This is a genomic window from Paraburkholderia sacchari, assembly GCF_000785435.2.
Taxonomy (GTDB): Bacteria; Pseudomonadota; Gammaproteobacteria; order Burkholderiales; family Burkholderiaceae; genus Paraburkholderia; species Paraburkholderia sacchari.
On record NZ_JTDB02000001.1, the window covers coordinates 233,138 to 258,091 of the forward strand.

Consider the following 24,954-nt stretch of genomic DNA (forward strand, 5'->3'; position numbering starts at 1 on the left):
CTCAGCTTGCCGCGACGGTCGCGGCCTTCTTCGTCTTGGCCGCGTTCTTGATCTCTTCGAGCTTGATCTCGACGTGACGCGAGAACACGTACTCGGCCGGACGCTGGCCGTCGAGCGGAATGTCCTTGGCGAACGCGCCTTCGGTCTTCGGGCCGCTCATCGCGACCTTCATGGCCTTGAGCGGATGCGAGACCGTGTCCAGCACGGCGGTGGCCTCGAAGCCGCAGTGAACCATGCAGTTCGCGCACTTCTCGTACTTGCCCGTGCCGTACTTGTCCCAGTCGGTGGTTTCCATCAGCTCCTTGAAGGTCTTCACGTAACCTTCGCCGACCAGATAGCAGGGCTTTTGCCAGCCGAACACCGTGCGCGCGGGGTTGCCCCACGGCGTGCATTCGTAGGTCTGGTTGCCGGCCAGGAAGTCGAGGAACAGGCTCGACTGGCTGAACGACCACTTCTTGCCGTTGTTGCCGCGCTTGAAGATCTCGCGGAACAGGTTCTTGGTCTTCTCGCGGTTCAGGAAGTGCTGCTGGTCCGGCGCGCGCTCATACGCATAGCCCGGCGAGACCGTGATGCCGTCGACGCCAATCTCGCCGACCGTGTCGAAGAACTTCGCCACGCGCTCGGGCACCGCGTCGTTGAACAGCGTGCAATTGATGTTCACGCGGAAACCGCGGCGCTTGGCTTCCTTGATGGCCGCGACGGCCTTGTCGTAGGTGCCTTCCTGCGAAACCATGTGGTCATGCGTTTCGCGGTCGCCGTCGAGGTGCACCGACCAGACGAAGTACGGGCTCGGCTCGTAGTCGTCCATCTTCTTTTCCATCAGCAGCGCGTTCGTGCACAGGTACACGAACTTCTTGCGCGCCATGATGCCCTTGACGATCTGCGGCATTTCCTTGTGCAGGAGCGGCTCGCCGCCTGCAATGGAGACGACCGGCGCGCCGCACTCGTCGACGGCTTCGAGACACTCCGCCAACGACAGGCGCTGGTTCAGGATGGGATCCGGATAGTCGATCTTGCCGCAGCCGTTGCAGGCCAGGTTGCAGCGAAACAGAGGCTCGAGCATGAGCGCGAGCGGATAGCGCTTGGTGCCGCTGAAATGCTGGCGAAAGATGTACGAGCCAACGCGGACTTTTTGTAGCAGCGGAATAGACAAAGCGTGTCCTCCTTAAACTTCGCGCGCGACGAGCGGTTGCAACAGCTTCGACGGCAGCTTGAATTCGACTTTTTCTTCACGGCCCGCCATCGTCGACACCTCGACAGGCCCCAACGCGCGCAGCGCGTCAATGACGTTTTCCACCATTTCCTCGGGCGCCGACGCACCAGCCGTGATGCCCACGGTTTGCGCGTTGGCAAACCACTCGGGCTTCACTTCCGAGCCGTCCGCGACGAGGTAGCTCGGCACGCCCGTTTCGCTGCCGATTTCGCGCAGGCGATTCGAGTTCGAACTGTTCGTTGCGCCCACCACCAGCAGCACGTCCACCTGGATTGACAGCTCGCGCACCGCGGCCTGGCGGTTTTGCGTGGCATAGCAGATGTCGCGCGTGTCCGGGCCGACGATGTCGGAAAAACGGGTGACGAGCGCGTCGATGATGCCGCGCGTGTCGTCCACCGACAGAGTGGTCTGCGTGACATAGGCGAGCGGCGCGTCGAGCGGCAGGTCGAGCTTCCCCACGTCGGCTTCGCTCTGCACCAGCAGCACGGTGCCGGGAATCTGGCCAATCGTGCCTTCCACTTCCGGGTGACCGGCGTGGCCGATCAGGATCAGCGTGCGGCCCGCCGCGACGTACTGGCGGCCCTGCACGTGAACCTTGGTGACGAGCGGACAGGTTGCGTCCAGCACGTCGAGGCTGCGTTCCTCTGCAGCGCGCTCGACCGTCTTGGCCACGCCGTGCGCGCTGAAAATGGCGACCGCGCCCTCGGGCACTTCGTCGAGTTCTTCCACGAAACGCGCGCCCTTGTTGCGCAGGTTTTCGACCACGTGGCGATTGTGGACGATTTCATGGCGCACGTAGACCGGCGCGCCGTGTTTCTGCAATGCGCGATCGACAATCTCGATAGCGCGGACAACCCCCGCACAAAAGCCGCGGGGTTGAGCAAGGATGACTCGCATAAGGTGGCGAACTCCGGCTGCCGCGGATATTCGAACGAGCCGTGAAAGACCCGGTCGCCGCGGCCATCATATTAATAAGGTGCTGAGATCCGCACGTATCCGCAGAAAGGCGGGCGGAAAAAACCAGACGCGCATTTTAACCCCATCGCCGCCGCTTTGCTGCCCAGCGAACGGGAAGGTGCTGCGCGCATACGACGCCAATTAGCGTGACCCCTTTTTTCACGGGCTTTTCCGCGCGCGACTGGCTTGTTACTTCGGTAAGTTTTGCCGGAAGACAGCCCATGGCGGCCTCGGGGGAACCTTGCGCAGTGCAACATGATGCGGGAACCCTTAAACTAACGTCCCCGCGCATCGGCCGACCCGCGCCGCGCGGGACCACCCCAATCTGGACGCTTCATGGAACCCGATCAACACGACGATTTTCCGGTAGCGCGCATTTTGCTGCCGAAGGCGCTCAGAGCGCCGGTCGGCGTGATCTACCATGTCGCGCGCACCCTTGACGACATCGCCGACGAAGGCGACTGGAGCGCCGAAGAGCGCCACCTGCGCCTCGCCGACTTTCGTGCCGGGCTCGACGCCGTGGCGCAAGGGCGCCTCGCGCCCGTGCACCCCGCGCTGTTCGCGCGGCTCGCGAAAGTGATGTACCAGTGCCGGCTGCCGCTGGAGCCGTTTTACGACCTCGTCTCGGCGTTCGAGCAGGACATCGGCACCACGCGCTATGCCGACCGCCACGATCTGCTCGACTTCTGCCGCCGCTCGGCCAGCCCGATCGGGCGCCTGATGCTGCACTTGATCGACGAGGCCACGCCCGAGAATCTCGCCTGGTCCGACGCCATCTGCACCGCCTTGCAACTCATCACGTTTTTGCAGGACGTGCCGGCCGACTGGAGCCGGGGCCGCATCTATCTCCCGCAGGCCGACCGCGAGCGCATGAATGTGAGCGACGCTCAGATCGCCGCGGGCAGGGTGGACGACGCCTGGCGCGCGCTGATGGCGCACGAAGTGGCGCAAGCGCGCGCGCTCATGCTGAGCGGCGCGCCGCTCGCGCTGCGCGTGCCGGGCCGCTTCGGCCTCGAGTTGTGCAGCGTCGTGCATGGCGGCCTGCGCATGCTGGAGATCATCGAGCGCAGCGGCTACGACGTGTTTCGCGCGCGGCCCCGGCTGGGCGCGGCCGACTGGGCCGTAGTGCTGCTGCGCACCGGCGCCATGTGGCTGTCGCGCCGCCTGGGGTCGCCTTCGATGGAGAGCAACAACGCATGATGACAACGATCCTCTTTGCCGTGTCCTGCCTTTCGCTGCTGATCTGGCTCGTGCTGCTGTTCGCGCGGGGCGGCTTCTGGCGCGCGCGTCCCTCCGCGCCGCTGCCCGTGGTCGAGCCCGCGGCGGGCTGGCCGTCGGCGTGCGCCGTGGTGCCGGCGCGCAATGAGGCGGACGCGATCGGCGAGGCTGTCGCGTCGCTGCTCCAGCAGGACTACGGCGGCGAATTTCACGTCATCGTGATCGACGACCACAGCACCGACGGCACCGCCGAAGCCGCGCGCGCCGCCGCGCTCGCGCTGCAATGCCCGGAAAAGCTCACGGTGGTGAGCGCCAGGCCGCTGCCCGCGGGCTGGTCGGGCAAGGTGTGGGCGCAGTCGCAGGGCATCGAGGCGGTGCGCACGCTGGGCCTGAACGCCGACTATCTGCTCCTGACCGACGCCGACATCGGCCATCCGCCCGAGGCCCTCGCGCAGCTCGTGGTGCGCGCGCAGGCGGAACAGCGCGACCTCGTCTCGCTGATGGTGCGCCTGCGCTGCGACTCGTTCTGGGAGAAGGCGCTGATCCCGGCGTTCGTGTTCTTCTTCGCGAAGCTTTATCCGTTCTCGTGGGTCAACAATCCGCGCAACAAGACAGCGGCGGCGGCAGGCGGCTGCATGCTGGTGCGCCGCAAGGCGCTTGAGGAAGCGGGCGGCATCGAGTCGATCCGCGCCGAGCTCATCGACGATTGCAGCCTGGCCGCGCGCATCAAGCACCGCGGCGAGGGCCATCATCCGATCCGCCTCGACGTGGCCGCGAAGAGCGTCTCGCTGCGCCCCTACGACTCGTGGAAGGACATCTGGAACATGATCGCGCGCACGGCGTTCACGCAGCTGCATTACTCGGCGTGGCAGCTCGCGGGCACGATCCTCGGCATGACGGTGATCTATCTCGCGCCGCCCGTGGTCGCGCTCGTGCTCGGCCCGCTCGGCTGGCCCGCGTGGATGGCGTGGGCGCTGATGTGCTGCGCCTATGCGCCGATGCTCGCGTACTATCGCCGCTCGCCGCTGTGGGCGCCGTTCTTGCCGCTCGTCGCGCTGTTTTATGTGGGCGCGACGTTCGCTTCGGCGTGGCGCTTCTGGCGCGGCAAGGGCGGGCAGTGGAAGTCGCGCGTGCAGGCGCCGGCGCAGGGGCGGTAAGAAAAGCGCTGGCCCGCAAGCATGCAAAAAAGCCGTCGCGATCGCTCGCGGCGGCTTTTGCTTTTATGGACGCTGAATGCCCTGACGCCCTGATCAGCGCTGCGTCAGCATCATGTACATCTGCACGATCATGTCGGGCGAGAACACGAACGGCACCCAGCCGTGACCCGTGTGCCGCATGACCAGCAGGCGGTCGCCGTTCGACTGCTTCTGCACGGCGATCATCGGATTCTTCGTCGATGCGAAGCGCCATCCCTGCGGAATCGCGGGCGGCGGCTCGGGTTGCATCGAGGCGCGCGCGTTCGCAAGCTCCTCGATCAGCTGGCCCACCTGCATCGGATGCAGCGACACTGTCTGGCCGCCGATCGTCATCGTGATCTCGTTCGCCGAGGGCCGGCCGACTTCCAGCGTGGGAGCCGGGGCTTTGGCTTCCTGTTCAGCGGGTTCAGCAGATTCCGTGGATTCCGTGGATTCCGTGGATTCCGTGGATTCGACCTGCGCGGCTTGAGGCTCGGGCACGGCCGCTGCCGCAACGGCGGGCGTTTCCGGCTCGGCAAGCGCTGCCGCTTGAGCAGGTTCGGGAGTTGCCGCAACGGCTGCGCGAGCGGCAAGCGCGGCGCTGGCGGCCTGAATAAGCTGATCGACGCCCACGTCGAGCGCGCCGATCTGATCTTGAAGATTCATGCGAGGCTTCTCTGGTAAGACCCGCGATTTTACCTACAGCGCACGCGGGTGTCCCGCGCGACGTTGTAATGAGGTCGCAACAAAAGTTGTAACAATTTGCTCCGGCATTGCGCGGCGCGCCTCGCGCGGCGTTTATTTCGCGCCCAGATACCCCGCCTCGCGGAACCACGCGAGCGCGTCCCGCAGACCTTCGCGATAAGGCCGCGCCCGGTAGCCGAGCTCGCGCTCCGCCTTCGCCGAGGTGAAGTACATCTTGTTCTTCGACATCTTGAGCGCGTCCACGGTCACGAACGGCTCGCGCTTCGTGAAGCGCGCCACGGCCTCCGCGCCCAGCGCGAGCGGGTAGAGCGGCCAGCGCGGCAACGCGATCGTGGGCGGTTTGCGGCCCACGATGCCCGCGATGTCGGCGAGCATCTGCTGTAGCGGCAGATTTTCGCCGCCGAGGATGTATCGCTCGCCGATGCGCCCGCGCTCGAGCGCGAGGAAGTGGCCGGTCGCGACGTCGTCGACGTGCACGAGGTTCAGCCCCGTGTCGACGAACGCGGGAATCTTGCCCGTGGCCGCCTCGACGATGATGCGGCCCGTTGGCGTGGGCTTGACGTCGCGCGGGCCGATCGGCGTGGACGGATTGACGATCACGGCGGGCAGGCCGTCGCGCTCGATCATGCGCTCCACGGCGCGCTCCGAGAGCACCTTGCTGCGCTTGTACACGCCGATGGCCTGCTCGGCCGTGAGCGGCGAGGTTTCGTCGGCGGAGTTGCCGGAGCTCGTGACCTTGAGCGTGGCCACGCTGCTCGTGTAGACGATGCGCTCCACGCCCGCGTCGAGCGCGGCGCGCATGGTGGCTTCGGCGCCTTCGAGATTGGCGCGCTCGATCTCGTGCGGATCGGGCGCCCACAGCCGATAGTCGGCGGCCACGTGAAAGAGGTAGCGCACGCCGTCGAGCGCCTTGCGCATCGAGGCGGCGTCGCGCATGTCGCCGGTGACGATTTCGGCGTCGAGGGCTTCCAGGTTCTTGCGCGGGCTCGTCGCGCGCACCAGCACGCGCACGGCGTAGCCCTTCTCCTGCGCGATGCGGGCGACGGCCGAGCCCACGAAGCCGGACGCGCCGGTGATCAGCACGAGGTCCTTGTTGGCGCGGGAGGTGTCGGTCATTCTGGATTTGCTTGCGGGTTCGAGGAGCGGCGCGTTGCGCCGCTAGCGTGGCACGGATTGTACGTGGCGCACGGCGGCAGAGTCACGGCGCGGCGTCTACAATGCCTGGCGTAATGGACGCACTGCGCGCCGATTTCATGCGGCATGGGGCCAGAGTAAGGAGCTTTGCATGGGACCGGAGTAAGTGCTAAAGCACTAACTCCGGTCGACAGCTAAAGCGCCAACTCTGGCCGACAAAGGGAGAACGAACGATGAGCGAACCGGATCTGGATGCACGCCTTGAGACGTATTACGTGCGCGTGCGCGGAACGGTGCAGGGCGTGGGCTTTCGCCACGCAACGGTGCGCCAGGCGCACGCGCTGCGCATTCGCGGCTATGTCGCCAACATGGAGGACGGCTCGGTGGAGGCCGTGATCCAGGGCAGCGCGAACCAGGTGGACCGCATGCTGTCCTGGCTGCGCCACGGCCCGCCCGCCGCGCGCGTGAGCTCGGTGGAGAGCGAGGAGCGGCACACCGAGAAACGCTACGAGCGTTTCGAGCAGCACTGAGGCTGCTCGACTCCGCTATATCCGCAGGCTTTCCAGCCCTCAGGCGGCAGCCAGCAGGCTCTCCGCGAACCCCCATTCCTTCTCGACCCACTGCCGCGCGCATTCGAAACCCGCATCCGCTGCGATCGCGGGGATTTCGTCGGCGTGGTACTTGTGGCTGCTCTCGGTCCAGATCGTCTCGCCCGCTTCCAGTTCGACCGCGAGCCGCGCCGCGCCCACGTGCGCGGAGACGCGCCGCCGCGCGCGCAGATGCATCTCGACGCTGCGCGCATCGGGATTGAAACGCGCGACGTGCTCGAAGTCGTGCAGGTCGAAGTCGCCGTCGAGCTCGCGGTTGATGCGCGCGAGCAGGTTCAGATTGAACGCGGCCGTCGCGCCGATGGCGTCGTCGTAGGCGGCGATCAGCGTGGGCACCGGCTTCACGAGATCGGTGCCTAGCAAGAGCGTGTCGCCCTCGCGCAGCATCGCGCGGATGTCGCGCAGAAATCGAGTGGCCGCGAGCCGCGCGAAATTGCCGATCGTGCTGCCGAGAAACAGCACGCACAGTCGTTCGCCGTGCTTGCGCTGGCGGCTCACCTCGGCGAGACCTGCGAGGTAATCGCGCTCATAGCCGACGATGGAGATGCGCTCGATGTCGGCAAGCTCGCGCCGGCATAGCTGCAAGGCCGTGCGCGAGATCTCGATCGGGCAGTACGAGGTGGGCGAGGTCGGGCGTTTGCGCGAAAGCGCTTCGAGAATGCGGCGCGTCTTGCGCCCGCTGCCGCTGCCGAGTTCGGCGACGACGACGTCGGCGGGCAGCGCCTCGACGATTTCGGCGGCATGGCGCATGAGCAGGCGTTCCTCGGAGCGCGTGACGCCGTATTCGGGCAGCACCGTGATCACCTCGAACAGCGCCGAGCCGACTTCGTCGTAGAGATACTTCGACGGCAGTTCCTTTTGCGGGGCGTGGGTGAGGCCCGCGCGGACCTCGGCGGCAAAATCGGCGGCGAAGCCGGAAAGGGCATTCGGCTGCGCGTTGGAACGGGAAGAACGGGCGGGACGGGACGCGGATCGGTGCATGCGCACTCCTGTGTGCGTTGGACGGCTGGCGGCCGGCGCGCCGAAGGCCTTCTTCGCGCGCACGGTTGCAGGGCGGCTCCGTAGCGAGATTTAAGTTCTAGTCCATTGCAGCAGGCATTTCACGGACTATGTTGCGGATCTCGCTGCTCGGGCGGAGGCCGCATTGCGCGTGCCTGCCGCCCCAACGCGGTGCGCGGCGCATTACACTTCGCCTGAAAGCGTGACAGCGTGACTGCGCCAGCCGCCTCTTGTTCAATAACCGATTCAAATGACAATACTTTTTTCAGCGCTTCCTGAGTTTTTCAGGGAGGCCGGCGTGCGTTCCACCGCGCGGCGCACTGTGAGCGCGCGCACCTGCGCCGCGTTTTATCCACGTCAGCGCGGCGCTTCGCCATGTCGGTGATTTCTTACGAACCCAAGCGCGGCATTACGCTTTCCGTGGGCGCATCCGCGCTATTCGCGCTGATGTCCGCCTACACGCTGCTCCTCGCGCCGCTCGACGGGCTCGACATCTTCGCCTGGCGCGTGATCTGGACCGCGCCGGGCGCGCTCGCGCTGGTGGTCCTGCGCTCGCGCGCGCCGCACCTCTGGCAACTGATCGTCCGTGCGTTCAAGGAGCCGCGCACCGCGCTCATGCTCATGGCGAGCGCAGGGCTGCTCGGCATGCAGCTATGGGTGTTCCTCTGGGCGCCGCTGCACGGGCGCCTGCTCGAGGTGTCGCTCGGCTATTTCATGCTGCCGCTCGTGATGGTGCTGGTGGGGCGCTACTACTACCACGAGCGGCTCGAAGCGCTGCAATGGATCGCGGTGGCGTGCGCGGCCGTGGGCGTCGCGCACGAGCTCTGGGTGACGCACGCGTTCTCGTGGCCGACGCTGCTCGTCGCGCTCGGCTATCCGCCGTACTTCGTGCTGCGCCGCAAAATCCACGCGGATTCGCTCGTGACCTTCTCTATCGAAATGATGCTGCTGCTGCCCGTGGCCGCCATCGAGGTGCGCACGGGCGGCTCGCTCGCGCAGCTCGCCTCGCACAAGCTGCTGACGTGGATGCTGCTGCCGGGGCTGGGCGTGCTCAGCACCGTGGCGCTCGCGTGCTATCTGAAGGCGAGCCGCCTGCTGCCGATGGCGCTCTTCGGCATCCTCGGCTATGTCGAACCGGTGCTGCTCGTGATCGTCTCGGTGGTGCTGCTGCGCGAGCCGTTCGGGTTGCGCGAACTCGGAACCTACGTGCCGATCTGGATTGCCGTCGCGTTGACGGCGGTTCATGGTGCGCGGCTGGTGAGGCTATCGGGGGGATGATCCGGTTACGGCCGGGCCGCGCGTCCGCGCGGGGGATTGATGCGCGTGGGCCCCGCCTTCGCCTCGATGGCCGCGCGCAAAGCAGGGCGCCAGCCGAGGCCGAACAGCGCCTCGGCAAGCACGAAAAGCGGGCCGACGACGAGCCCGATCAGGTCGTCGGCGAACGCGGGTTTGCGATGCTCCCACGCGATGTGCCCGACGAACTGAAAGATCCAGCCCACCACGAACAGGCCGACGCCGCCCGCGAGCCAGGCTGCCGTGCCTTGCTGCGCGAGCCACGCGCCGAAGCCGAGGCAGGCCGCCGAGACGACGGCCATCATGAGGCCGAGCGGCACGTCGAGCACGAGGTAATAGAGCGTCGCCACGCCGAACAGGAGCCACGCGGGCGAGAGCGGCCAGGCCCCGAGGTGCCCCCAGACAGGCCGCGACAGCAGCACGGCGAGCGCGAGCACGATCATCGGAATGCCGACGAAATGCGTCGCGATATTGCGGGCGTCGCGATGGTATTCGGCGTACTGCGTGAGCTGATCGGTCAGGTTTCTCATGAGTGCCTCGTTGTCTCCACAATGATTATGACCGTGTGACGGCCTCGCGGCGCTGCGCGTTGAGCATGTATCGATATTGATTGATAGCATCAACATCGATACATAAAGCAAGATCGCCCGTGTGGTTCATGGCTGCGCCATTGCGGCAGCGCGCCGTTTGCGCCGACAATGACGCCGGCTTGCCGCCCATAATCCCACGCCCCTGACCATGGCGCTTTCCGATTCCGCTTCATGAACAACCGCGTCGTAGCCGCCTTCGATTTCGACGGCACCATCACCACGTCCGATAGTTTCCGCGCCTTCATGCTCGATGCCGCCGGCAACGCGCGTTTCGCGCTCGCCGTGCTGCGCTGCCTGCCGTGGCTCGCCGGCATCGCGCCCGGCTGGGCCGACCGGGGCCGCACCAAGGCGCGCTTTCTTTATGCGGCGCTCGGCCCGGTGCGCCGCGAAATACTCGACGCCGCCGCGCAGCGCTTCGTCGACACGCACCTGCCCTCGATGCTGCGCCCCGAGATGCTCGCGCGCATCCGCGAGCACCAGGCGCTCGGGCACGAGGTGGTGCTCGTGAGCGCGTCGCCTTCGATTTATCTGCGCAAGTGGGCGCCGAGCGTGGGCATCGGCACGGTGCTCGCGAGCGAGCTTGAATGGCGAGATGCGGTCTACACTGGGCGGCTCGCGGGCCGCAACTGCTGGGGCCCGGAAAAGGTTGCGCGGCTGCGCGCATGGTGGGGCGAGCACGCGCCCGCGACGCTCTACGCCTACGGCGACAGCCGTGGCGATCGCGAAATGGCCCAGCTGGCGAATCACGCGTGGATACGCGGTGAGGCGGCGCTTCCGCCGCTCGCGGCTGGCGGGGGATTTGGCGCGGCGGTGTAGTAGCGCGTCACGCGTCGCGTATGCCACGCACGGCGGATCCGCCGATCCGGCCACAACACGACAACAGGAGACAAGCTCATGACTGGACAATGGACCCAGGTGACGTCGCGCGACGGCGGCGAATTCCGCGCTTACACGGCGCTGCCGCCCGAGGGCAGCGGCCCGGGCCTCGTGCTGCTGCAAGAGATTTTCGGCGTGAACGCATCTATGCGCGCGATGGCCGACCGCTTTGCGGAAGAAGGCTACGTGGTGATGGTGCCCGACCTCTTCTGGAGGCTCGAGCCGGGCGTCGATCTGGGCTACGAGGGCGCCGACATGGCGAAGGCGCTCGCGCTGTACGACCGCTTCGACGTCGATCTCGCGATGGACGACGTCGCGCAGACGTTCGCGGCGCTGCGCGCGCATCCTTCGCAGCGCGGCAAGGTGGGGGCGCTCGGCTATTGCCTGGGCGGGCGGCTCGCGTATCTGGCCGCGGCGCGCACCGACGTCGATTGCGCGATCGGCTACTACGCCGTGGCGCTCGAAAATTATCTGGACGAAGCCGGCAAGATCCAGTGTCCGCTCATGCTGCACTTCGCGGCCGAGGACGGCTGGTGCGACGCGGCCACGCGCGAGCGCATCACGAAGGCGCTGGCGGGCAAGCCTGGCATCGAGCTTTACACGTACCCGGGCTGCGATCACGCGTTCGCGTCGAACGCGCGGCCCCAATTCGACAAGCCCGCCGCGATGATGGCGTACTCGCGCTCGCTGGCGATGCTGCGGCGCGTGCTCGGCCCCATCTACGATTTCAACGCGCTGTGGGAGGAGCACTGCTATCACGAGTTCGTCACGCGCAACCCGAGCGACGTCATGCCGACGATGGTGGCGCAGCCCTACGTCAACCACATCCCGACGATGACGGGCGGCGTGGGCCACGACGAGCTCAAGCGCTTCTACACGCACCACTTCGTGCATTCGAACCCCGCCGATACGCGCCTGATTCCAATCTCGCGCACGATCGGCTCGGACCGCGTGGTGGACGAGTTCATCTTCTGCTGCACGCACGACCGCGAGATCGACTGGCTGCTGCCCGGGCTCGCGCCCACCGGCAAGTACTTCGAGGTGCCGATGCTTGCCGTGATCTGCTTTCGCGGCAGCAAGCTCTATAACGAGCACATCTATTGGGATCAGGCGTCGGTGCTCGCGCAGATCGGCGCGATCGATCCGACCGGGCTGCCGATTGCGGGCGCCGCGAGCGCGAAGAAGCTGCTCGACGAAACGCTGCCGTCCAACACGCTCATGGCCGCGTGGAAGACGAGCGAAGGCAAGCCGTTCTGAGCGCCCCCAGACCTGCCGCTTCGCGTCAGGCCCCCCGGAGGGGGTTCAAGAAAACTTGGGGCGGCCCGGCGTTTTCCTGGGAGGCGCTGCCGGCGCGCGGGCCGCGCGTTTGCGGCGGCCCGCGCGGCGATCAATTGAACGGGTTGTCGACGACGCCGGGCTTCGCGTCCGGCTCGTCCTTGACCTGCGCGGGCAAGTGCGGGTCGCCCTGGAGCTTCGCTACCACGCTGTCGAGCGCGGCCTTCAGCGCGAGCGCGGCGGCGAGGCCGCGCTTGTCGCGCGTGAATTCGAGCGTGCCGGCAAGCGTCACGCGCGTGGTGCCGTTCGTGAGCGTGAGCGCGTCGCCTTGCACGTTCAGGACATCGTCGTCATTTGCGTATGCGTCGAACACCTTCTGTTCCTCCTTGAGCGCGATGCGCGGGCCCGCATTATAAGAAGCGTCCCGCTGCGCCATCAAACATCTTCCCGAAAACCCGGCGCATCCCGCACGCGGGCTGTTCATATTGACGTGAGTCAGAACTGGCGCGCGAATCCGCTGCGCTTCGCGGCAAACCCTCGATCATGACGCTCCTGCGCCACGCGGCGCAGACATTCCTGCAGGTCGAACAAGGAGCGCGTCATGGGAATTCTAGACAAGGGTGCCGAAATTGCCGTGGCCGTGGCCGTTGCCGCCGCGTCCGCCGCAATGCTCGGCGCCTGCACGGTCACGCCGTGGCATTCGTCCGCGCCCGTGGCCGACGATGCGCCGGCTGTCGCCAGCGAGGCCGCCGAGCCTTCGTCTGCCACGAGCGCCACGTCGATCGACACACCGGCTTCGGCTGTCGTGGCCGAGGTGCCGTCGTCGAGCGTCGCCGACGAGTTTTATCGCGTCAAGGCCGGCGACACGCTCAGCCGCATTGCCGTCGCCCACAAACAGCGCGCCGTCGATATTGCCGCCTGGAACAAGCTGCCCGCCTCGGGCATGGTGAAGGTGGGGCAATTGCTGCGCGTTGCGCCGCCCGTGAAGGCCTCTGTCGCGGCACCCACATCCGCTTCCGCTCCAGCGCCCGCGCCCGCGAAGGGGCTCGCGGCACCCGCTTCGCCGCCGCCGGCCACCGCGCCTTCGGCCCCGAATGTGCCGACTGCGCCCGCGCAGCCCGCCGTCGCCGCGCGGACCAATGCGCGGCTCGCCTGGCCGGTCATCGGGAGCGTCGTCAAGCCGTTCGAGCCTGGCAAGCAGCGGGGCGTCGTCATCGCGTGTGCGCCGGGCGCGCCCGTGAAGGCGGCCGCTGCGGGGCGCGTGATGTATGCGGGCAGCGGCATCAAGGGCTACGGCAAGCTCGTCATCGTCAAGCACAACGCGCATTTGATCACCGCGTATGGCCGCAATGGCAGGCTGCTCGTGAAGCAGGGCGACAGCGTGAAGCTGGGCCAGCAGATCGCCACGAGCGGCGCGGACGCGGTGGGCGTGGGCATGCTGCTGTTCGAAGTGCGCGAGAACGGCAAGCCGGTCGATCCGCTTGCGCAATTGCCGCGCAAGCAGCCGTAGTCCATGCGAGTGCGAAACAACATGAACAGAAGGCAATTCATTGCGGCGGGTGGGCGAGCCGCTGCGTCGGTGGCGTCGCTCACAGTGCTGGGCGCATGCACTATGACCGGGCCCGGCAACGCCGCCGATGCCGCGGAGAAGAACGCTAGCCTGCGCCGCGAGATCGACGCCAAGGTCGATGCCGCGCTTGCGCGTCTCTATGGCACGGTGAAGGGCTCGCGCGAGCTGGTGGGCAAGGCCGCCGCCGTGCTGGTATTTCCCGAGGTGATGGGCGCGGCCTTTGGCGTGGGCGGCGAGTATGGGCGCGGCGCGTTGCGCGTCGACGGCCGCTCGATTGGCTACTTCAGCACCACGGCGGGCTCGTTCGGCTTCCAGGTCGGCGCACAGTCGCGCGCCATTTTCTATGCCTTCATGACCCGGGGCGCATTGGAGCGCTTCAAGCGCAGCAGCGGCTGGAAGGTGGGCGCCGACGCCACCGTCGCGCTCGTGAAGATGGGCGTGAACGGGCAGGTCGACACGACCACCGCCGTCAACCCGATCGAGGCTTTCGTGCTCACCAACGCCGGCCTGATGGCCGGCGCTTCGCTCGAAGGCACCAAGATTTCGCGGCTCGATTTGTAACGGCGAGCGGTATGCCGCTTCCCGCCGGCTTTAGTCATGCTTTCGTCACGCGGTTCCTACCAGCCCCATTTGCGCACGGCAAATGTGCCGCCGTTGAACGACACCTTCGTTTGCGCGGCGACGTTCGCGGGAATGCCCGGGAACGCAATGCCGCTTTGCGCTTCGAGATCGCGCACCGAACGCACGTCATAGCGATCGTCGCTCGTGTTGTTCGCGACGACGGCGAACGCAAGCTGCTGCGAAGGCACGTACACCACCTTGTAGATCTGCGTGGGCACCAGCACGCGCGATGCGCCGATCGTCTGCAATTGCGCGCCCGCGAAGAGCGGACCGGTCACGACATAAGCATCGCCGTATTTCGTCGCGAGCTTGCGCACCGCCGTTTCGATATGCGACCACAGCCGCTGATTGTTCTCGCGGTTCTGCGGCACGATGTTCGCGAGCGAGAACGATTCGGCCATTGCCTGCGGGTTCCAGCGGTTGCCGGCGGGGCTCATGTGGCCGCGGTCGAAGCCGCTGCGCTTGTAGTCGGCGAGCGTCGCGCCTTCGCCGGCGGGCAGGCGCTCGTCTTCGAAGAAGCGGTTCGTGCGCGTCATGTCCTTCGCGGCTTGGAGGTGATCGCGCGTGAGGTGCTCCGCCGACCAGAGCGGGCCGTGCGTGACGCCCGAGTGCAGCACCACATAATCGGAATAGCAGAGCATGCGCGTTTTCGGCGCCAGGCGCGGATTGCTGAGCGTGGGGAACTGGCCGCCCGGAACGAACTGGGCGCAGGCGGATGTTGCAGGTGCGGCAGGCGCGGCGGGTGCGGCAAACACATGGCCGGCGAGGGCCATGGTCAGGCAGGCAAACAGCTTCTTCATCGGCAAATCGGCAAACCAGCGAGTCGGGAATGGCCCCGGGAACGCGCGAGCGGCGCGCGGGTCGTGCGCGGCGTTGCATTCCTGAAAGGGCCCGTAAGGGCGTGAAAGTATAGCGGGCGGGACTGGGCGTGGCCAACTTGAAGTCAGTTGTGCGCGCGCAGCAAAACAATGCGGCGCCGCCAGAAAGGCGACGCCGCAAGACAGGAAAAACAGGAAGGGTGCATCGCGCAGGCTACGCGCGATGCATTAGTCCGCGAACAGCGCGTTTTCGGCATGGACCGACTGACGGTCCACGGCCTGCAAACGCCATTGGCCTTCCATGTGCGCGTGCGAGTTCTCGCACGACCACGTGGCGTCGCCATGGGCAGAGCTGATTTCCTGGCGGCGGTTCACGTGCAGGCCGCGCAGGGTGCAGAGCGGCGCATCGTCGAGCGGCGCACATAGCGCCGTCACGCCATCTGCGTCGCGCATCTCTCCCCAAGCGGGAAGATCGATGCCTTCATGCGACTCGCGCGACCAGCGTTGCTGGTCGGTGTCGAGCCAGAGCACCGCAAAGTCGTGGTTCACAGTCGGGTCCGAACCGTTGATCAAAATAGTCAATCGCATGTGAGCTCCGAAATGGCTTCAAAGGGCGCGCGGGCGGGCGCGCGAATCTGGCCGAAATCCAAGTCTAGGTCGGATGGTTCGGTGTTCAAGGCGTTTATTCATATATTGGGAGAGGCCCGTCCTACAGGCCCGCCGCATAAGGGTGTGCAGCGGTGCGGCAAGGTGTCGCCGGTCCGGAGACCGTCCGGCTATCGGCGGGATTGAAAATCACAATTGGGAACGCAAACGACATTTCCTAAATTGATAGAGCGGCGTAGTCCGCGCTCATGCCCTGCTGCACCGCACGAAGATGCGCAGCGCCGCGTCCCCCCGAATCCGGAAGATTGAAGGAGGCATAGATGGCACAGCTCAAAGGCTCGAAGACGGAACAAAACCTCAAGGACGCCTTCGCGGGCGAATCGCAGGCGAATCGCCGCTACCTTTATTTCGCGGCCAAGGCCGATGTGGAAGGCCAGAACGACGTCGCCGCGCTGTTCCGCTCGACCGCCGAAGGCGAAACCGGCCACGCGCACGGCCACCTCGAGTATCTGGAAGCCGTGGGCGACCCGGCGACAGGCCTGCCGTTCGGCAGTTCGCGTCTGAATCTGCAGTCGGCGATCGCGGGCGAAACGCACGAATACACGGATATGTACCCGGGCATGGCCAAGGTCGCGCGCGACGAAGGCTTCGACGAAATCGCCAACTGGTTCGAGACGCTCGCCAAGGCGGAGCGCAGCCACGCGAACCGCTATACGAAGGCGCTAGAAGTTCTGGCCGACTAGGGCCGCGGTCACAGGGCCACACCACCGCGCGCGAGGCTCGCCCGCGCGCGTGCTGTTTTTTTTGCGTGCGTTTTTCGTGCGCCCGCGCGAACGCACCCTTATAACCAGAACTAGAACCGGAGACGTCATGCCCCACAAGGAAGGCAGTCTCGAAGCGCCGACCCGCCACCCGCTCGACTGGCGCTCGGACGCGTTCTACGATCAGGCGCAGCTCGACACCGAGCTTGCACGCGTGTTCGATATCTGCGCGGGTTGCCGGCGCTGCGTTTCGCTCTGCGGCGCGTTCCCGGCGCTATTCGATCTCGTCGACGAAACCGACACCGGCGAAGCCGAAGACGTCGACAAAGCCCAGTTTTCGAAAGTGGTCGACCAGTGCTATCTGTGCGACCTCTGCTACATGACGAAGTGTCCTTATGTGCCGCCGCATCCGTGGAACGTGGATTTTCCGCACCTGATGCTGCGCGCGAAGGCCATTCATTACCGCAACGGCGAGGTGCAGCTGCGCGACCGCGTGCTTTCGAACACCGATGCGCTCGGCCATCTCGCGGGCATTCCGGTCGTCACGCAAACCGTCAACGCGGTGAACGGCACGAAGGCGATGCGCGCGGTGATGGAAGATGCGCTCGGCGTGGACCGCAAAGCGTGGCTGCCGTCGTTTGCCGCGCGCAAGTTCCGCAGCGCGGCAAGCAAGGCCACGGCGAGCGAGGTGCGCGACGGCGAGCGCACGCCGGGCAAGGTCGCGATCTACGCGACCTGCTACGTGAACTTCAACGAGCCGGGCATCGGCCACGACCTGCTGGCGGTGCTCGATCACAACGCCATTCCTTACGTGCTGGTGAAGAGCGAGGCGTGCTGCGGCATGCCGCTGCTCGAACAGGGCAACCTCGAAGGCGTGGCGAAGAAGCAGGCCGAGAACATGCCGGTGCTCGCGCAGTACGCGCGCGAAGGCTATGCGCTGCTGGGCGCGGTGCCCAGTTGCGTGCTGATGTACAAGCACGAACTGCCGCTGATGTTCCCCGACGACGCCGACACGCGCGCCGTGAGCGAAGCGTTCTGGGATCCGTTCGAATACTTCGTGGCGCGCAACCGCGACGGCTTGCTAAAAACCGACTTCCGCACGCCGCTTGGCAATGTCTCGTATCACGTGCCTTGCCACGCGCGCGTGCAGAACATCGGCCGCAAGACATCGGACCTGCTCTCGCTCGTGCCTGAAACCAAGGTCAACGTGGTCGAGCGCTGCTCCGGTCATGCGGGCACGTTTGGCGTGAAGAAGGAATTTCACGCGATGGCGATGAAGATCGGCACGCCCGTGTTCAAGCAGATGGCGCAAGGCGAGCCCGATTTCGTCTCCTCGGATTGCCAGCTCGCGGGGCATCACATCGCGCAGGGCATCGACGAGAACAAGCTCGGCAACGCCGAAGGCGGCCCGCCGCTTGCGCATCCGCTCACGCTGCTGCGCCGCGCCTATGGCATTTGATGAGCATTCACGCATGAGGCACACCTGATGACGATCGCAAGAAATTCGCTGCTCTCGCTCGAAGCCTATGCGAAGCAGCGCACCGAGATGCGTAACCGCATCATCGAGCACAAGAAGCGCCGCGCCGTGGCGCTCGGCAATCATCTGACCTTTCTCTTCGAAGACGAGGCGACGATCCGCTACCAGATCCAGGAGATGCTGCACATCGAGAAGATCTTCGAGGAAGACGGCATTCAGGGCGAACTCGACGCCTATTTGCCGCTGGTGCCGGATGGCAGCAACCTCAAGGCCACGATGCAGATCGAGTACGAGAGCGAGATCGAGCGGCGCGCGGCGCTCGCGCGGCTCATCGGCATTGAAGACCGCGTATTTCTGCAGGTGGAGGGCGAGCCGCCCGTCTACGCCATCGCCGACGAAGACCTCGAGCGCGACAATGACGAGAAGACCTCGGCGGTGCACTTCGTGCGCTTCGAATTCACGCCGCAAATGAAAAAGCGCCTGCGCGACGGCGCGGCGCTCATGATCGGCTGCGATCATCCGAACTATCGCGTGCCGGACCAGATCATCGACTCTGACGTGCGCGACGCGCTCGTGAAGGATCTCGATTGAAGCCTTCGCGCTTCATGCTGCGCCTCAGACGTTCTTGCGGTACATGACGAAGCCGGGCTTGTCGGCCACGCCGTCGTAAAGGCGCATGGCCGTGTGATTCGTCTCGTGCGTGTGCCAGTAGACGCGCGCCGAATTCGAGGCCTTCGCGTGCGCGTATACCGCTTCGATCAGCGCGCGTCCCACGCCCTTGCCGCGTGCGTCCTCGCTCGTGAACAGATCCTGCAAATAGCAGATCGGGCCATCGAGCGTGGTGTTGCGGTGGTAGATGAAGTGCACGAGGCCCACTACGCGTTCGCCCTGCAGCGCGACGAAGGCATGCATGGGCTCGTAGCCGTCGAAGAAGCGCGTCCACGTGGTCTGCGTGATCGCCTCGGGCAGCGCGGTCGGGCCGGAGCGGCCATAGAAATGGTTATAGCCGTCCCAGAGCGGGCGCCATGCGTCGTAGTCGGCGGGCGTGACTTCGCGCACGTGAATCGTCGGGTTCAAATTCGTTCTCCTTGGGCTTGTGGGTTTGCCGCAGCGCCAGCGTAAGCGATTTGTGGCACCATTTTTAGTCCCACTCAAGCCGCAAAACATGGAGCCACGAAATTGGACTACGCGCTGATGATGGCCGCTTACGAGCGCCGTGCGCGCGCGAGCGCTTCACGACGCCTCACGCAGCAGGACCTGCTCTACGAGAGCCTGCGCCGCGCGATTCTCGACGGCGACATCGTGTGCGGCACGCGCCTCGCTTCGAGCCGCACGCTAGCCGAGGAGCTGGGCATCGCGCGCAATTCGGTGCTCTATGCGTATGAGCGGCTAGTGGAAGAGGGCTTCATCACCGCTACGCGCCATGGCTCCGTCGTCAACGGCGTGAAGCCGGGCGTGGCCCCGCCCGCCACGCGCGTGCCGCTGCACGACGACACCGCGCCGCTGCTGTCGCGCCGCGTGCGCGAGCTGCCGCCGCGCCGCGCGTCGGGCGACGGCGTGACGGCATTGCGTCCCGGCACGCCCGCGCTCGACGCGTTTCCGCTCGCACAGTGGCGCACGAGCGTCGAGCGCGCGATGCGCGAGACGGACCCGGGCGAACTGGGCTACGGCGACAGCGCGGGCCTGCCGGTGCTGCGCCACGCCATCGCGCAGTACGTGCGCGTGTCGCGCGGCGTGCGCTGCCAGCCCGAGCAGGTGTTCATCACAGACGGCACGCAAACGAGCCTCGCGCTGTGCGCGCGCTTTTTCGCGGACGAAGGCGAGCGCGTGTGGATCGAAAATCCGGGCTATCTGGGCGCGCGCGTGGCGATGCTGGCGGCCGGGCTCACGCTCGTGCCGGTGCCGGTGGACGCCGCGGGCATGGCAGCGCGCGATGAGGACTGGCGCGTAGCGCCGCCGCGTCTCGTGTATCTCACGCCTTCGCATCAATATCCGCTCGGCTGCGTGTTGAGCCTGGAGCGGCGTCTCGCGCTGATCGAGCACGCGCGCGCGTGCGGCGCATGGATCATCGAAGACGACTACGACAGCGAGCTGCGCCACGATGGCCCGCCGCTGCCATCGATCCAGGGCCTCGCGGACGACTCGCCCGTGATCTACCTGGGCACCTTCAGCAAGACGCTTTTTCCGGCGCTGCGCCTGGGCTTCATGATCGTGCCGCGCCAGGTTGTGGCGCAGGTGGCGGCGGCGCATCGCACGCTCATGCGCCAGGGTCGCGTGGCCGAGCAGGCGGCGCTCGCGGACTTCATCGAAAGCGGCCGCTACGCGCGGCATCTGCGCCGCATGCGCAAGCTCTACGAGACGCGCCGCAACGGCCTCGTGGCCGCGATCGAAAAGCACCTCGCGGGGCTCATGACAGTGTCCGCCGACGCGGGCGGCATGCACCTGAGCGTGCGTCTGGACGCGCCGCTCGCGGACGTGGCCGTGAGCGAGGCGGCGCGCGCACGCGGTCTTGCGCTTTCGGCGCTCAGTGCGTTTTGTCTCGACGGCGAGGAGGGGCGCTCGAATCGCGAAGCAGTCCGCTACAACGGCTTCCTGCTCGGCTACGCGGAGGCCACGCCCGAGGCCTCGGACGTGCTCATGGCAGCGCTGGCGGATGTGTTGAAGGCGATGCTCTCGAGGCAGACGCCTTAAAACATCTCCATCACCCGGTGATACATCATGCCGATCTCGAGCGCGGGCCTGCGCCACGCGGGACCGCCCGGAAAGCGCGCGTGACGCACTCGCGAAAACAGATCGAACGCCGCGCGCTCGCCCGCAATCGCCTGGGCAACCACGCGCCCCGCGATGCCCGTGAGCGCCACGCCGTGCCCTGAAAAGCCCTGCACGTAGTAATAATTCGGATCGACCGCGCCGAAGTCGGGCGCGCGATTGCGCGTGACATCCACGAAGCCGCCCCATGCGTATTCCACGTTCACGCCTTCGAGTTGCGGGAACACGCCGGTCATGCGCTGCTTCATCGATTCGGTGAGTTGCGCGGGCGCCGCACCCGTCGAATCGGCGCGGCCGCCGAACAGCAGACGGTCATCGGCCGAAAGCCGGAAATAGTCGAGGAAGAAGTTGTTGTCGCAAATGGCCGCGCGGCCGGGAATCAGCGCTTGCGCGCGCGTCCGCCCGAGCGGCTCCGTGGCGATGATGTACGAGGCGATGGGCGCAATGCGCGCCGCGATGGGCGCGGGCAGCACGCCGCCAGGCGTGGCGTTGCAGCACGACACCACGAAGCGGCAGCGCACCTCGCCGCGCGCGGTCCTCACGACCGGCCGCGCGCCTCGCGCGACGTCGAGCGCGCGCGAGTGGGCGAACAGTCGAGCGCCTTCCTTGCGCGCCGCATCGGCGAGACCGAGGCAGTACTTGAGCGGATGCAGATGCCCCGAGAACGGATCGTAGGCGCCCGCCAGAAAGCTCTGCGAATTTACGCGCGCACGGGTGGCGTCGGTGTCGAGCCATTCGAGCTTGTCGTAGCCCCAGCGCGTGCGCGCGGCATCCATCCATGCGCGCAGGTCGGGCACGCGCTTGGGCTTTGTAGCAACCGTCACGTAGCCTGGTGTGAAATCGCAATCGATGCCATGGCGCGCGATGCGCTCGCGCACGAGCGCGACGCCCTCGATGGACAGCGCCCATGCTGCGCGTATGCCCGCTTCGCCAAGCTGTTTTTCGAGCACTTCGTCTTTCGCGAAGCCCACCAGCGTCTGGCCGCCGTTGCGCCCCGAGGCGCCCCACCCGGGCCGATGCGCATCGAGCACCACGACCGAGAGCCCGCGCGCGCGGCACTCCAGCGCCACCGAAAGCCCCGCGAAGCCCGCGCCGATCACGCAGACATCGGCGTCGATCACGCCTTCCAGCACGGGGTCGTCGTCGGCGGGGCGCGTGGCGGTGGCTTCGTAGTACGAGTCGCGGGCGAGCAGGTCCGCCTGGGCGTCGAGGTCGAAAGTCATCAGAGCAAATCCTTCATTCGATACCATGCCATCGCGAGCACGAGGGCAGGGGTTCGCAGTGTAGCGCCGCCGGGAAAGTCGCGGTGGCGGATCTTGCCGAACAGGTCGAAGCGCGCGGCCTGGCCGTGAATCGCTTCGGCAATCAGCGTGCCCGCGAGACCCGTGGTGTTTACGCCGTGGCCCGAGAAGCCCTGCGCAAAGTACACGGTAGGGGATAGGCGGCCGAAATGCGGCGCGCGGTTCATCGTGATGTCGACGAAGCCGCCCCACGCGTATTCCACCTTCACGTCGGCGAGTTGCGGGAAGGTCTTGAGCATGTCCGCGCGCATCGCTTCGCCCAGATTGCGCGGCGCGAGCTTCGAGTAGCTGACCTTGCCGCCCCACAGGAGCCGCGTGTCGGGCGCCGGGCGGAAGTAATCGAGCACGAAGCGGCTGTCGCACACGGCGGTCTGCGCCGGCATCAGCGCGGCCATGCGTTCAGTGCCGAGCGCTTCGGTCGCGATCACATAGGTGCCGACTGGCATGATCTTGCGCGCGAGTTGCGGCGCGAGCGTGCCGAGATACGTGTTGCACGCGAGCACGACGAATTTCGCGCGCACCTGGCCCTGCGCCGCTTCGACGATATGCCCGCCATGCTCGTCGCGAATGCGCGTGACCGCGCTGTCCTCGAAGATTCGCACGCCTGCTTCGCGCGCCGCGCGTGCGAGGCCGAGCGTGTAGTTGAGCGGATGCAGATGCCCGCTATCGGGATCGTAAAGGCCGCCGGGATAGCGCGCCGAATTCACGTACTGGCCCACGCCCTCGCCATCGACGTAACGGAACCGGTCATAGCCGAAGCGCTTCGCGGCTTCGTCGCGCGAGCGCTTGAGGTCGTCCACGTCGCGCGGCTTGTTCGCGGCGGTGAAGTAGCCCGGCGTGAGCGCGCAATCGATCTGGTGCCGTGCCACGCGCGACTTCACGATGTCGAGCGTTTCGAGGCCCATCGCCCAGATCTGCTTGACCTCGTCTTCGTTCATGAACTGCGCGAACGTGTCCATGCCGCACGCGAAGCCGCCGATCAACTGGCCGCCGTTGCGTCCGCTCGCGGCCCAGCCGACTCGCGAAGCTTCGAGAAGCGCCACGCGATAGCCGCGTTCGGCGAGATTGAGCGCTGCCGAGACGCCCGTGAGGCCCGCGCCGATCACGCAGACGTCGGCGTCCAGCGCGCCTTGCAGCACGGGGTGGCGGGTCGTGTCGTTGATGCTGGCCGCGTACCACGACGGCGCATGAGGTTGATTGGCGAATTTGAGCATAGAGAAAGCGTACAAAAAAGCGGGCGGAGCGGGGAGCGTTCGCTCCCGCTGCCGCCCGTTGCGCACTCGTTAGAACGAGTAGATGAACTGCGCGCCCACCAGGTCGTTGCTCTTGCTGTACGAACCGTCGTCGCGCAGGAACACCTTCTGCGTGGCCCAGTCGTGGCGATATTCGACCTTCACGGTGATCTGCTGCGTCGCGTAGAACAGCACGTCGAGCGCGATGTCCTGGCGCGTCGCGCCGTGGCATTCGAAGCCGAAGCCGCCGTTAGCCTTCGAATTCGCGAGGCAGTCCGAACCAATGCCGAAGCCGTTGTACGGATCCATGCCGTTGCCGTTGAGCGCGATGCCGCCGCCGCCGCCGCCGTTCTTGTTGTTGACGAGCACGTCGTAGCGAGCGGTCACGCCCATGCGGCCCACCACCGGCGCGAAGAACTTGCGGTGCGCGAGCAGCGAGAGGCCGTACCACTGCGCATTGCCGCCGTTGAACGCCGCGCGCTGCTGCTGGCCGTAGTCGACTTCGGCGTTGTACTGGACGTCCGCGAGCGTGTAGCTGGCATCGACTTCGCCGAAGAAGAAGTAGCCGCCGGAGCTCGATGCCTGGCCGCCCGGACCATAGACCGCCTGGCCCGTCGTGGAGTCGATCGCGCTCGCCAGCGTCTGCCGGCCGACGTTGAACGAGCCGCCGATATCGAGTGCGCTCGACCAGGTGTAGTCGGCGCGCGCCGTGAAGGTCGGGATCTTGTTGCTGGTGGTGATCGGGTCGCCCAGCGCGTTCGTGCCCGTTTGCGTGACGGCGCCGAAGGTGCGGTACTGCTCGTTGGCGACGATGAACTTGAACGCCCACTGACTGCCGCTCGGCGTGTAGTTCCAGCCGATGCCCACATAGCTGCCCGGATCGGAGAAGTCGTAGAGCAGGTTGTGGGTGAGCGTGAGCATCTGGTTCGACTGCTGCACCTCGTAGCCGCCGAAGCTCGGCATGAGGCCGGCCACGAACGTGCCCGTGGAGGTCACCGGCACCGTGATGATCGCCGTGTTCAGGATGTTGTTGCCGATCTCGCCGTGCTCGTTTTGCAGCAGCGTGATGCCGTTGCCGCGATTGGGCATGAGCGTAATTTCGGCCGAAGGCGCCATCGGGCCGACACCGAAGGTCTTCTTGATGTCGAGGTAGACGTCGCCGAACGTGCTGTTGTAGTAGTTGTACGAACCGGTATGGTTCGCGAACAGGAACGAAGAGGTGCCCGGAGCGCGGTTGTAGATGTACGTCGGGTCGATATAGCCAGTGACCGAAAGACCTGCGAGCGGTCCGGTCGTGGCCGCGTCGGTGAGCGAATCGACCTTCATTTGCTGATTCGCGATCTGCTGCTTCATCGCGTCGACCTGGTCGTTGGTCAACTGGGCGGGCTGCTTGCCATACTCGGGCGAGGACGGGTCCACAGCGGGCGCGGCGACAAGCGTGACGCCTGCCGCGCCCGAGGACGCCGAGGCGGTTTTCGCCGTCCCCTTTGCGGCATTGTTCGAAGCCGCGAGTTCGCTCTTGAGCGATTTCACCTCTTTTTGCAGCGCGTTGAGCTGCGCCTGCAGGGCCTTGATCTGGTCGCTAGTCGTGTCCGCGAAGGCGAGCCCAGGCAATGCCCCGGCCACCAGCAAACAGATTAACTTCTTCTTCATTGAAATTCTCCGAGTGGGTCGTTATTGCAAGCGCTGCGGCTTAAAAATCCCCTGTGCCGCAGCGCGTTGCCGGCAGCGCGCGCTGCCTTTGTGGACTGCGATC

25 protein-coding genes are annotated in these 24,954 nt (G+C 66.2%); 12 read left to right on the forward strand and 13 right to left on the reverse strand.

Features of this window, described 5'->3' with window-relative positions; translation table 11 throughout:
- Position 1: 1 nt before the first annotated feature.
- Together hpnH and ispH are read right to left on the reverse strand one after the other, a co-directional pair.
- A complete protein-coding gene (gene hpnH / locus NH14_RS01005) occupies positions 2–1,153 on the reverse strand; it encodes an adenosyl-hopene transferase HpnH (protein WP_035528154.1) in 1,152 nt (383 codons plus the stop codon).
- 12 nt (positions 1,154–1,165) lie between these two features.
- Positions 1,166–2,110 carry a 4-hydroxy-3-methylbut-2-enyl diphosphate reductase gene (ispH, locus tag NH14_RS01010; RefSeq protein WP_035528152.1) on the reverse strand — a complete coding sequence of 315 codons (945 nt, stop codon included), beginning with the start codon at positions 2,108–2,110 and terminating at the stop codon, positions 1,166–1,168.
- 396 nt (positions 2,111–2,506) lie between these two features.
- On the opposite strand from ispH, the gene hpnC reads away from it, so the two are divergent.
- Positions 2,507–3,370, forward strand: a complete 864-nt coding sequence (hpnC, locus tag NH14_RS01015; protein ID WP_035528149.1) for a squalene synthase HpnC — start codon at positions 2,507–2,509, stop codon at positions 3,368–3,370.
- Positions 3,367–4,545 carry a glycosyltransferase gene (locus NH14_RS01020; RefSeq protein ID WP_035528147.1) on the forward strand — a complete coding sequence of 393 codons (1,179 nt, stop codon included), beginning with the start codon at positions 3,367–3,369 and terminating at the stop codon, positions 4,543–4,545. The genes hpnC and NH14_RS01020 overlap by 4 nt, the downstream gene beginning before the upstream one ends.
- 93 nt (positions 4,546–4,638) lie before the next feature.
- Here the strand turns inward: NH14_RS01020 and NH14_RS01025 are convergent, their stop codons facing one another.
- Complete coding sequence (locus tag NH14_RS01025; protein ID WP_035528144.1) at positions 4,639–5,229, reverse strand: hypothetical protein; 591 nt, start codon at positions 5,227–5,229, stop codon at positions 4,639–4,641.
- Positions 5,230–5,361: 132 nt separating this feature from the next.
- On the reverse strand, positions 5,362–6,384 hold the full coding sequence (gene hpnA, locus NH14_RS01030; RefSeq protein WP_035528141.1) for a hopanoid-associated sugar epimerase: 1,023 nt from the start codon (positions 6,382–6,384) through the stop codon (positions 5,362–5,364).
- Positions 6,385–6,635: 251 nt separating this feature from the next.
- Between hpnA and NH14_RS01035 the strand changes: the two genes are divergently transcribed.
- Positions 6,636–6,932, forward strand: a complete 297-nt coding sequence (locus NH14_RS01035; protein ID WP_035528139.1) for an acylphosphatase — start codon at positions 6,636–6,638, stop codon at positions 6,930–6,932.
- Positions 6,933–6,971: 39 nt separating this feature from the next.
- On the opposite strand, the gene egtD is transcribed toward NH14_RS01035, so the two are convergent.
- Complete coding sequence (egtD, locus tag NH14_RS01040) at positions 6,972–7,991, reverse strand: L-histidine N(alpha)-methyltransferase (protein ID WP_035528136.1); 1,020 nt, start codon at positions 7,989–7,991, stop codon at positions 6,972–6,974.
- A 393-nt stretch (positions 7,992–8,384) separates the two neighbouring features.
- On the opposite strand from egtD, the gene rarD reads away from it, so the two are divergent.
- The gene (gene rarD / locus NH14_RS01045; RefSeq protein ID WP_035528133.1) at positions 8,385–9,287 is read left to right on the forward strand and encodes an EamA family transporter RarD; all 903 of its coding nucleotides are present in this window, start codon (positions 8,385–8,387) and stop codon (positions 9,285–9,287) included.
- A gap of 5 nt (positions 9,288–9,292) precedes the next feature.
- Here the strand turns inward: rarD and NH14_RS01050 are convergent, their stop codons facing one another.
- Positions 9,293–9,832, reverse strand: coding sequence for an Mpo1 family 2-hydroxy fatty acid dioxygenase (locus NH14_RS01050; protein ID WP_035528130.1), 540 nt, complete (start codon positions 9,830–9,832; stop codon positions 9,293–9,295).
- A 231-nt stretch (positions 9,833–10,063) separates the two neighbouring features.
- On the opposite strand from NH14_RS01050, the gene NH14_RS01055 reads away from it, so the two are divergent.
- Positions 10,064–10,708, forward strand: coding sequence for an HAD family hydrolase (locus NH14_RS01055; RefSeq protein WP_035528128.1), 645 nt, complete (start codon positions 10,064–10,066; stop codon positions 10,706–10,708).
- A 78-nt stretch (positions 10,709–10,786) separates the two neighbouring features.
- Complete coding sequence (locus NH14_RS01060) at positions 10,787–12,025, forward strand: dienelactone hydrolase family protein (protein ID WP_035528126.1); 1,239 nt, start codon at positions 10,787–10,789, stop codon at positions 12,023–12,025.
- 130 nt (positions 12,026–12,155) lie between these two features.
- Here NH14_RS01060 and NH14_RS01065 read toward each other — a convergent pair whose 3' ends face one another.
- On the reverse strand, positions 12,156–12,416 hold the full coding sequence (locus NH14_RS01065; protein ID WP_035528325.1) for a hypothetical protein: 261 nt from the start codon (positions 12,414–12,416) through the stop codon (positions 12,156–12,158).
- Positions 12,417–12,644: 228 nt separating this feature from the next.
- On the opposite strand from NH14_RS01065, the gene NH14_RS01070 reads away from it, so the two are divergent.
- Both NH14_RS01070 and NH14_RS01075 read left to right on the forward strand, forming a co-directional pair.
- The gene (locus NH14_RS01070) at positions 12,645–13,553 is read left to right on the forward strand and encodes a M23 family metallopeptidase (protein ID WP_035528123.1); all 909 of its coding nucleotides are present in this window, start codon (positions 12,645–12,647) and stop codon (positions 13,551–13,553) included.
- A 21-nt stretch (positions 13,554–13,574) separates the two neighbouring features.
- On the forward strand, positions 13,575–14,174 hold the full coding sequence (locus NH14_RS01075; protein ID WP_035528121.1) for a BPSL1445 family SYLF domain-containing lipoprotein: 600 nt from the start codon (positions 13,575–13,577) through the stop codon (positions 14,172–14,174).
- Between the two features lie 56 nt (positions 14,175–14,230).
- Here the strand turns inward: NH14_RS01075 and NH14_RS01080 are convergent, their stop codons facing one another.
- Both NH14_RS01080 and NH14_RS01085 read right to left on the reverse strand, forming a co-directional pair.
- Complete coding sequence (locus NH14_RS01080; protein WP_035528119.1) at positions 14,231–15,034, reverse strand: DNA/RNA non-specific endonuclease; 804 nt, start codon at positions 15,032–15,034, stop codon at positions 14,231–14,233.
- Between the two features lie 246 nt (positions 15,035–15,280).
- On the reverse strand, positions 15,281–15,640 hold the full coding sequence (locus NH14_RS01085; RefSeq protein WP_035528116.1) for a DUF3564 domain-containing protein: 360 nt from the start codon (positions 15,638–15,640) through the stop codon (positions 15,281–15,283).
- 338 nt (positions 15,641–15,978) lie between these two features.
- On the opposite strand from NH14_RS01085, the gene NH14_RS01090 reads away from it, so the two are divergent.
- The 3 genes from NH14_RS01090 (at position 15,979) to NH14_RS01100 (ending at position 18,487) form a co-directional block, all read left to right on the forward strand.
- Positions 15,979–16,401: a rubrerythrin family protein gene (locus tag NH14_RS01090; RefSeq protein WP_028218209.1), complete on the forward strand. Its 423-nt coding sequence runs from the start codon at positions 15,979–15,981 to the stop codon at positions 16,399–16,401.
- A 127-nt stretch (positions 16,402–16,528) separates the two neighbouring features.
- Positions 16,529–17,878 (forward strand): heterodisulfide reductase-related iron-sulfur binding cluster, encoded by a 1,350-nt coding sequence (locus tag NH14_RS01095; protein ID WP_035528112.1) that lies wholly within the window; start codon positions 16,529–16,531, stop codon positions 17,876–17,878.
- Positions 17,879–17,905: 27 nt separating this feature from the next.
- Entirely contained in the window at positions 17,906–18,487 is a 582-nt protein-coding gene (locus tag NH14_RS01100) for a DUF3501 family protein (protein ID WP_035528111.1), read from the forward strand.
- Positions 18,488–18,511: 24 nt separating this feature from the next.
- Here NH14_RS01100 and NH14_RS01105 read toward each other — a convergent pair whose 3' ends face one another.
- The gene (locus tag NH14_RS01105) at positions 18,512–18,973 is read right to left on the reverse strand and encodes a GNAT family N-acetyltransferase (RefSeq protein WP_035528109.1); all 462 of its coding nucleotides are present in this window, start codon (positions 18,971–18,973) and stop codon (positions 18,512–18,514) included.
- Between the two features lie 102 nt (positions 18,974–19,075).
- On the opposite strand from NH14_RS01105, the gene pdxR reads away from it, so the two are divergent.
- Positions 19,076–20,587 carry a MocR-like pyridoxine biosynthesis transcription factor PdxR gene (gene pdxR / locus NH14_RS01110; protein WP_035528107.1) on the forward strand — a complete coding sequence of 504 codons (1,512 nt, stop codon included), beginning with the start codon at positions 19,076–19,078 and terminating at the stop codon, positions 20,585–20,587.
- On the opposite strand, the gene NH14_RS01115 is transcribed toward pdxR, so the two are convergent.
- From NH14_RS01115 to NH14_RS01125, 3 genes are all read right to left on the reverse strand, one after another.
- The gene (locus tag NH14_RS01115; RefSeq protein WP_035528105.1) at positions 20,584–21,888 is read right to left on the reverse strand and encodes an NAD(P)/FAD-dependent oxidoreductase; all 1,305 of its coding nucleotides are present in this window, start codon (positions 21,886–21,888) and stop codon (positions 20,584–20,586) included. The genes pdxR and NH14_RS01115 overlap by 4 nt on opposite strands.
- Positions 21,888–23,180 carry an NAD(P)/FAD-dependent oxidoreductase gene (locus tag NH14_RS01120; protein WP_035528103.1) on the reverse strand — a complete coding sequence of 431 codons (1,293 nt, stop codon included), beginning with the start codon at positions 23,178–23,180 and terminating at the stop codon, positions 21,888–21,890. The genes NH14_RS01115 and NH14_RS01120 overlap by 1 nt, the downstream gene beginning before the upstream one ends.
- 69 nt (positions 23,181–23,249) lie before the next feature.
- Positions 23,250–24,851 carry a DUF3138 family protein gene (locus tag NH14_RS01125; RefSeq protein WP_035528101.1) on the reverse strand — a complete coding sequence of 534 codons (1,602 nt, stop codon included), beginning with the start codon at positions 24,849–24,851 and terminating at the stop codon, positions 23,250–23,252.
- Positions 24,852–24,954: the final 103 nt, after the last annotated feature.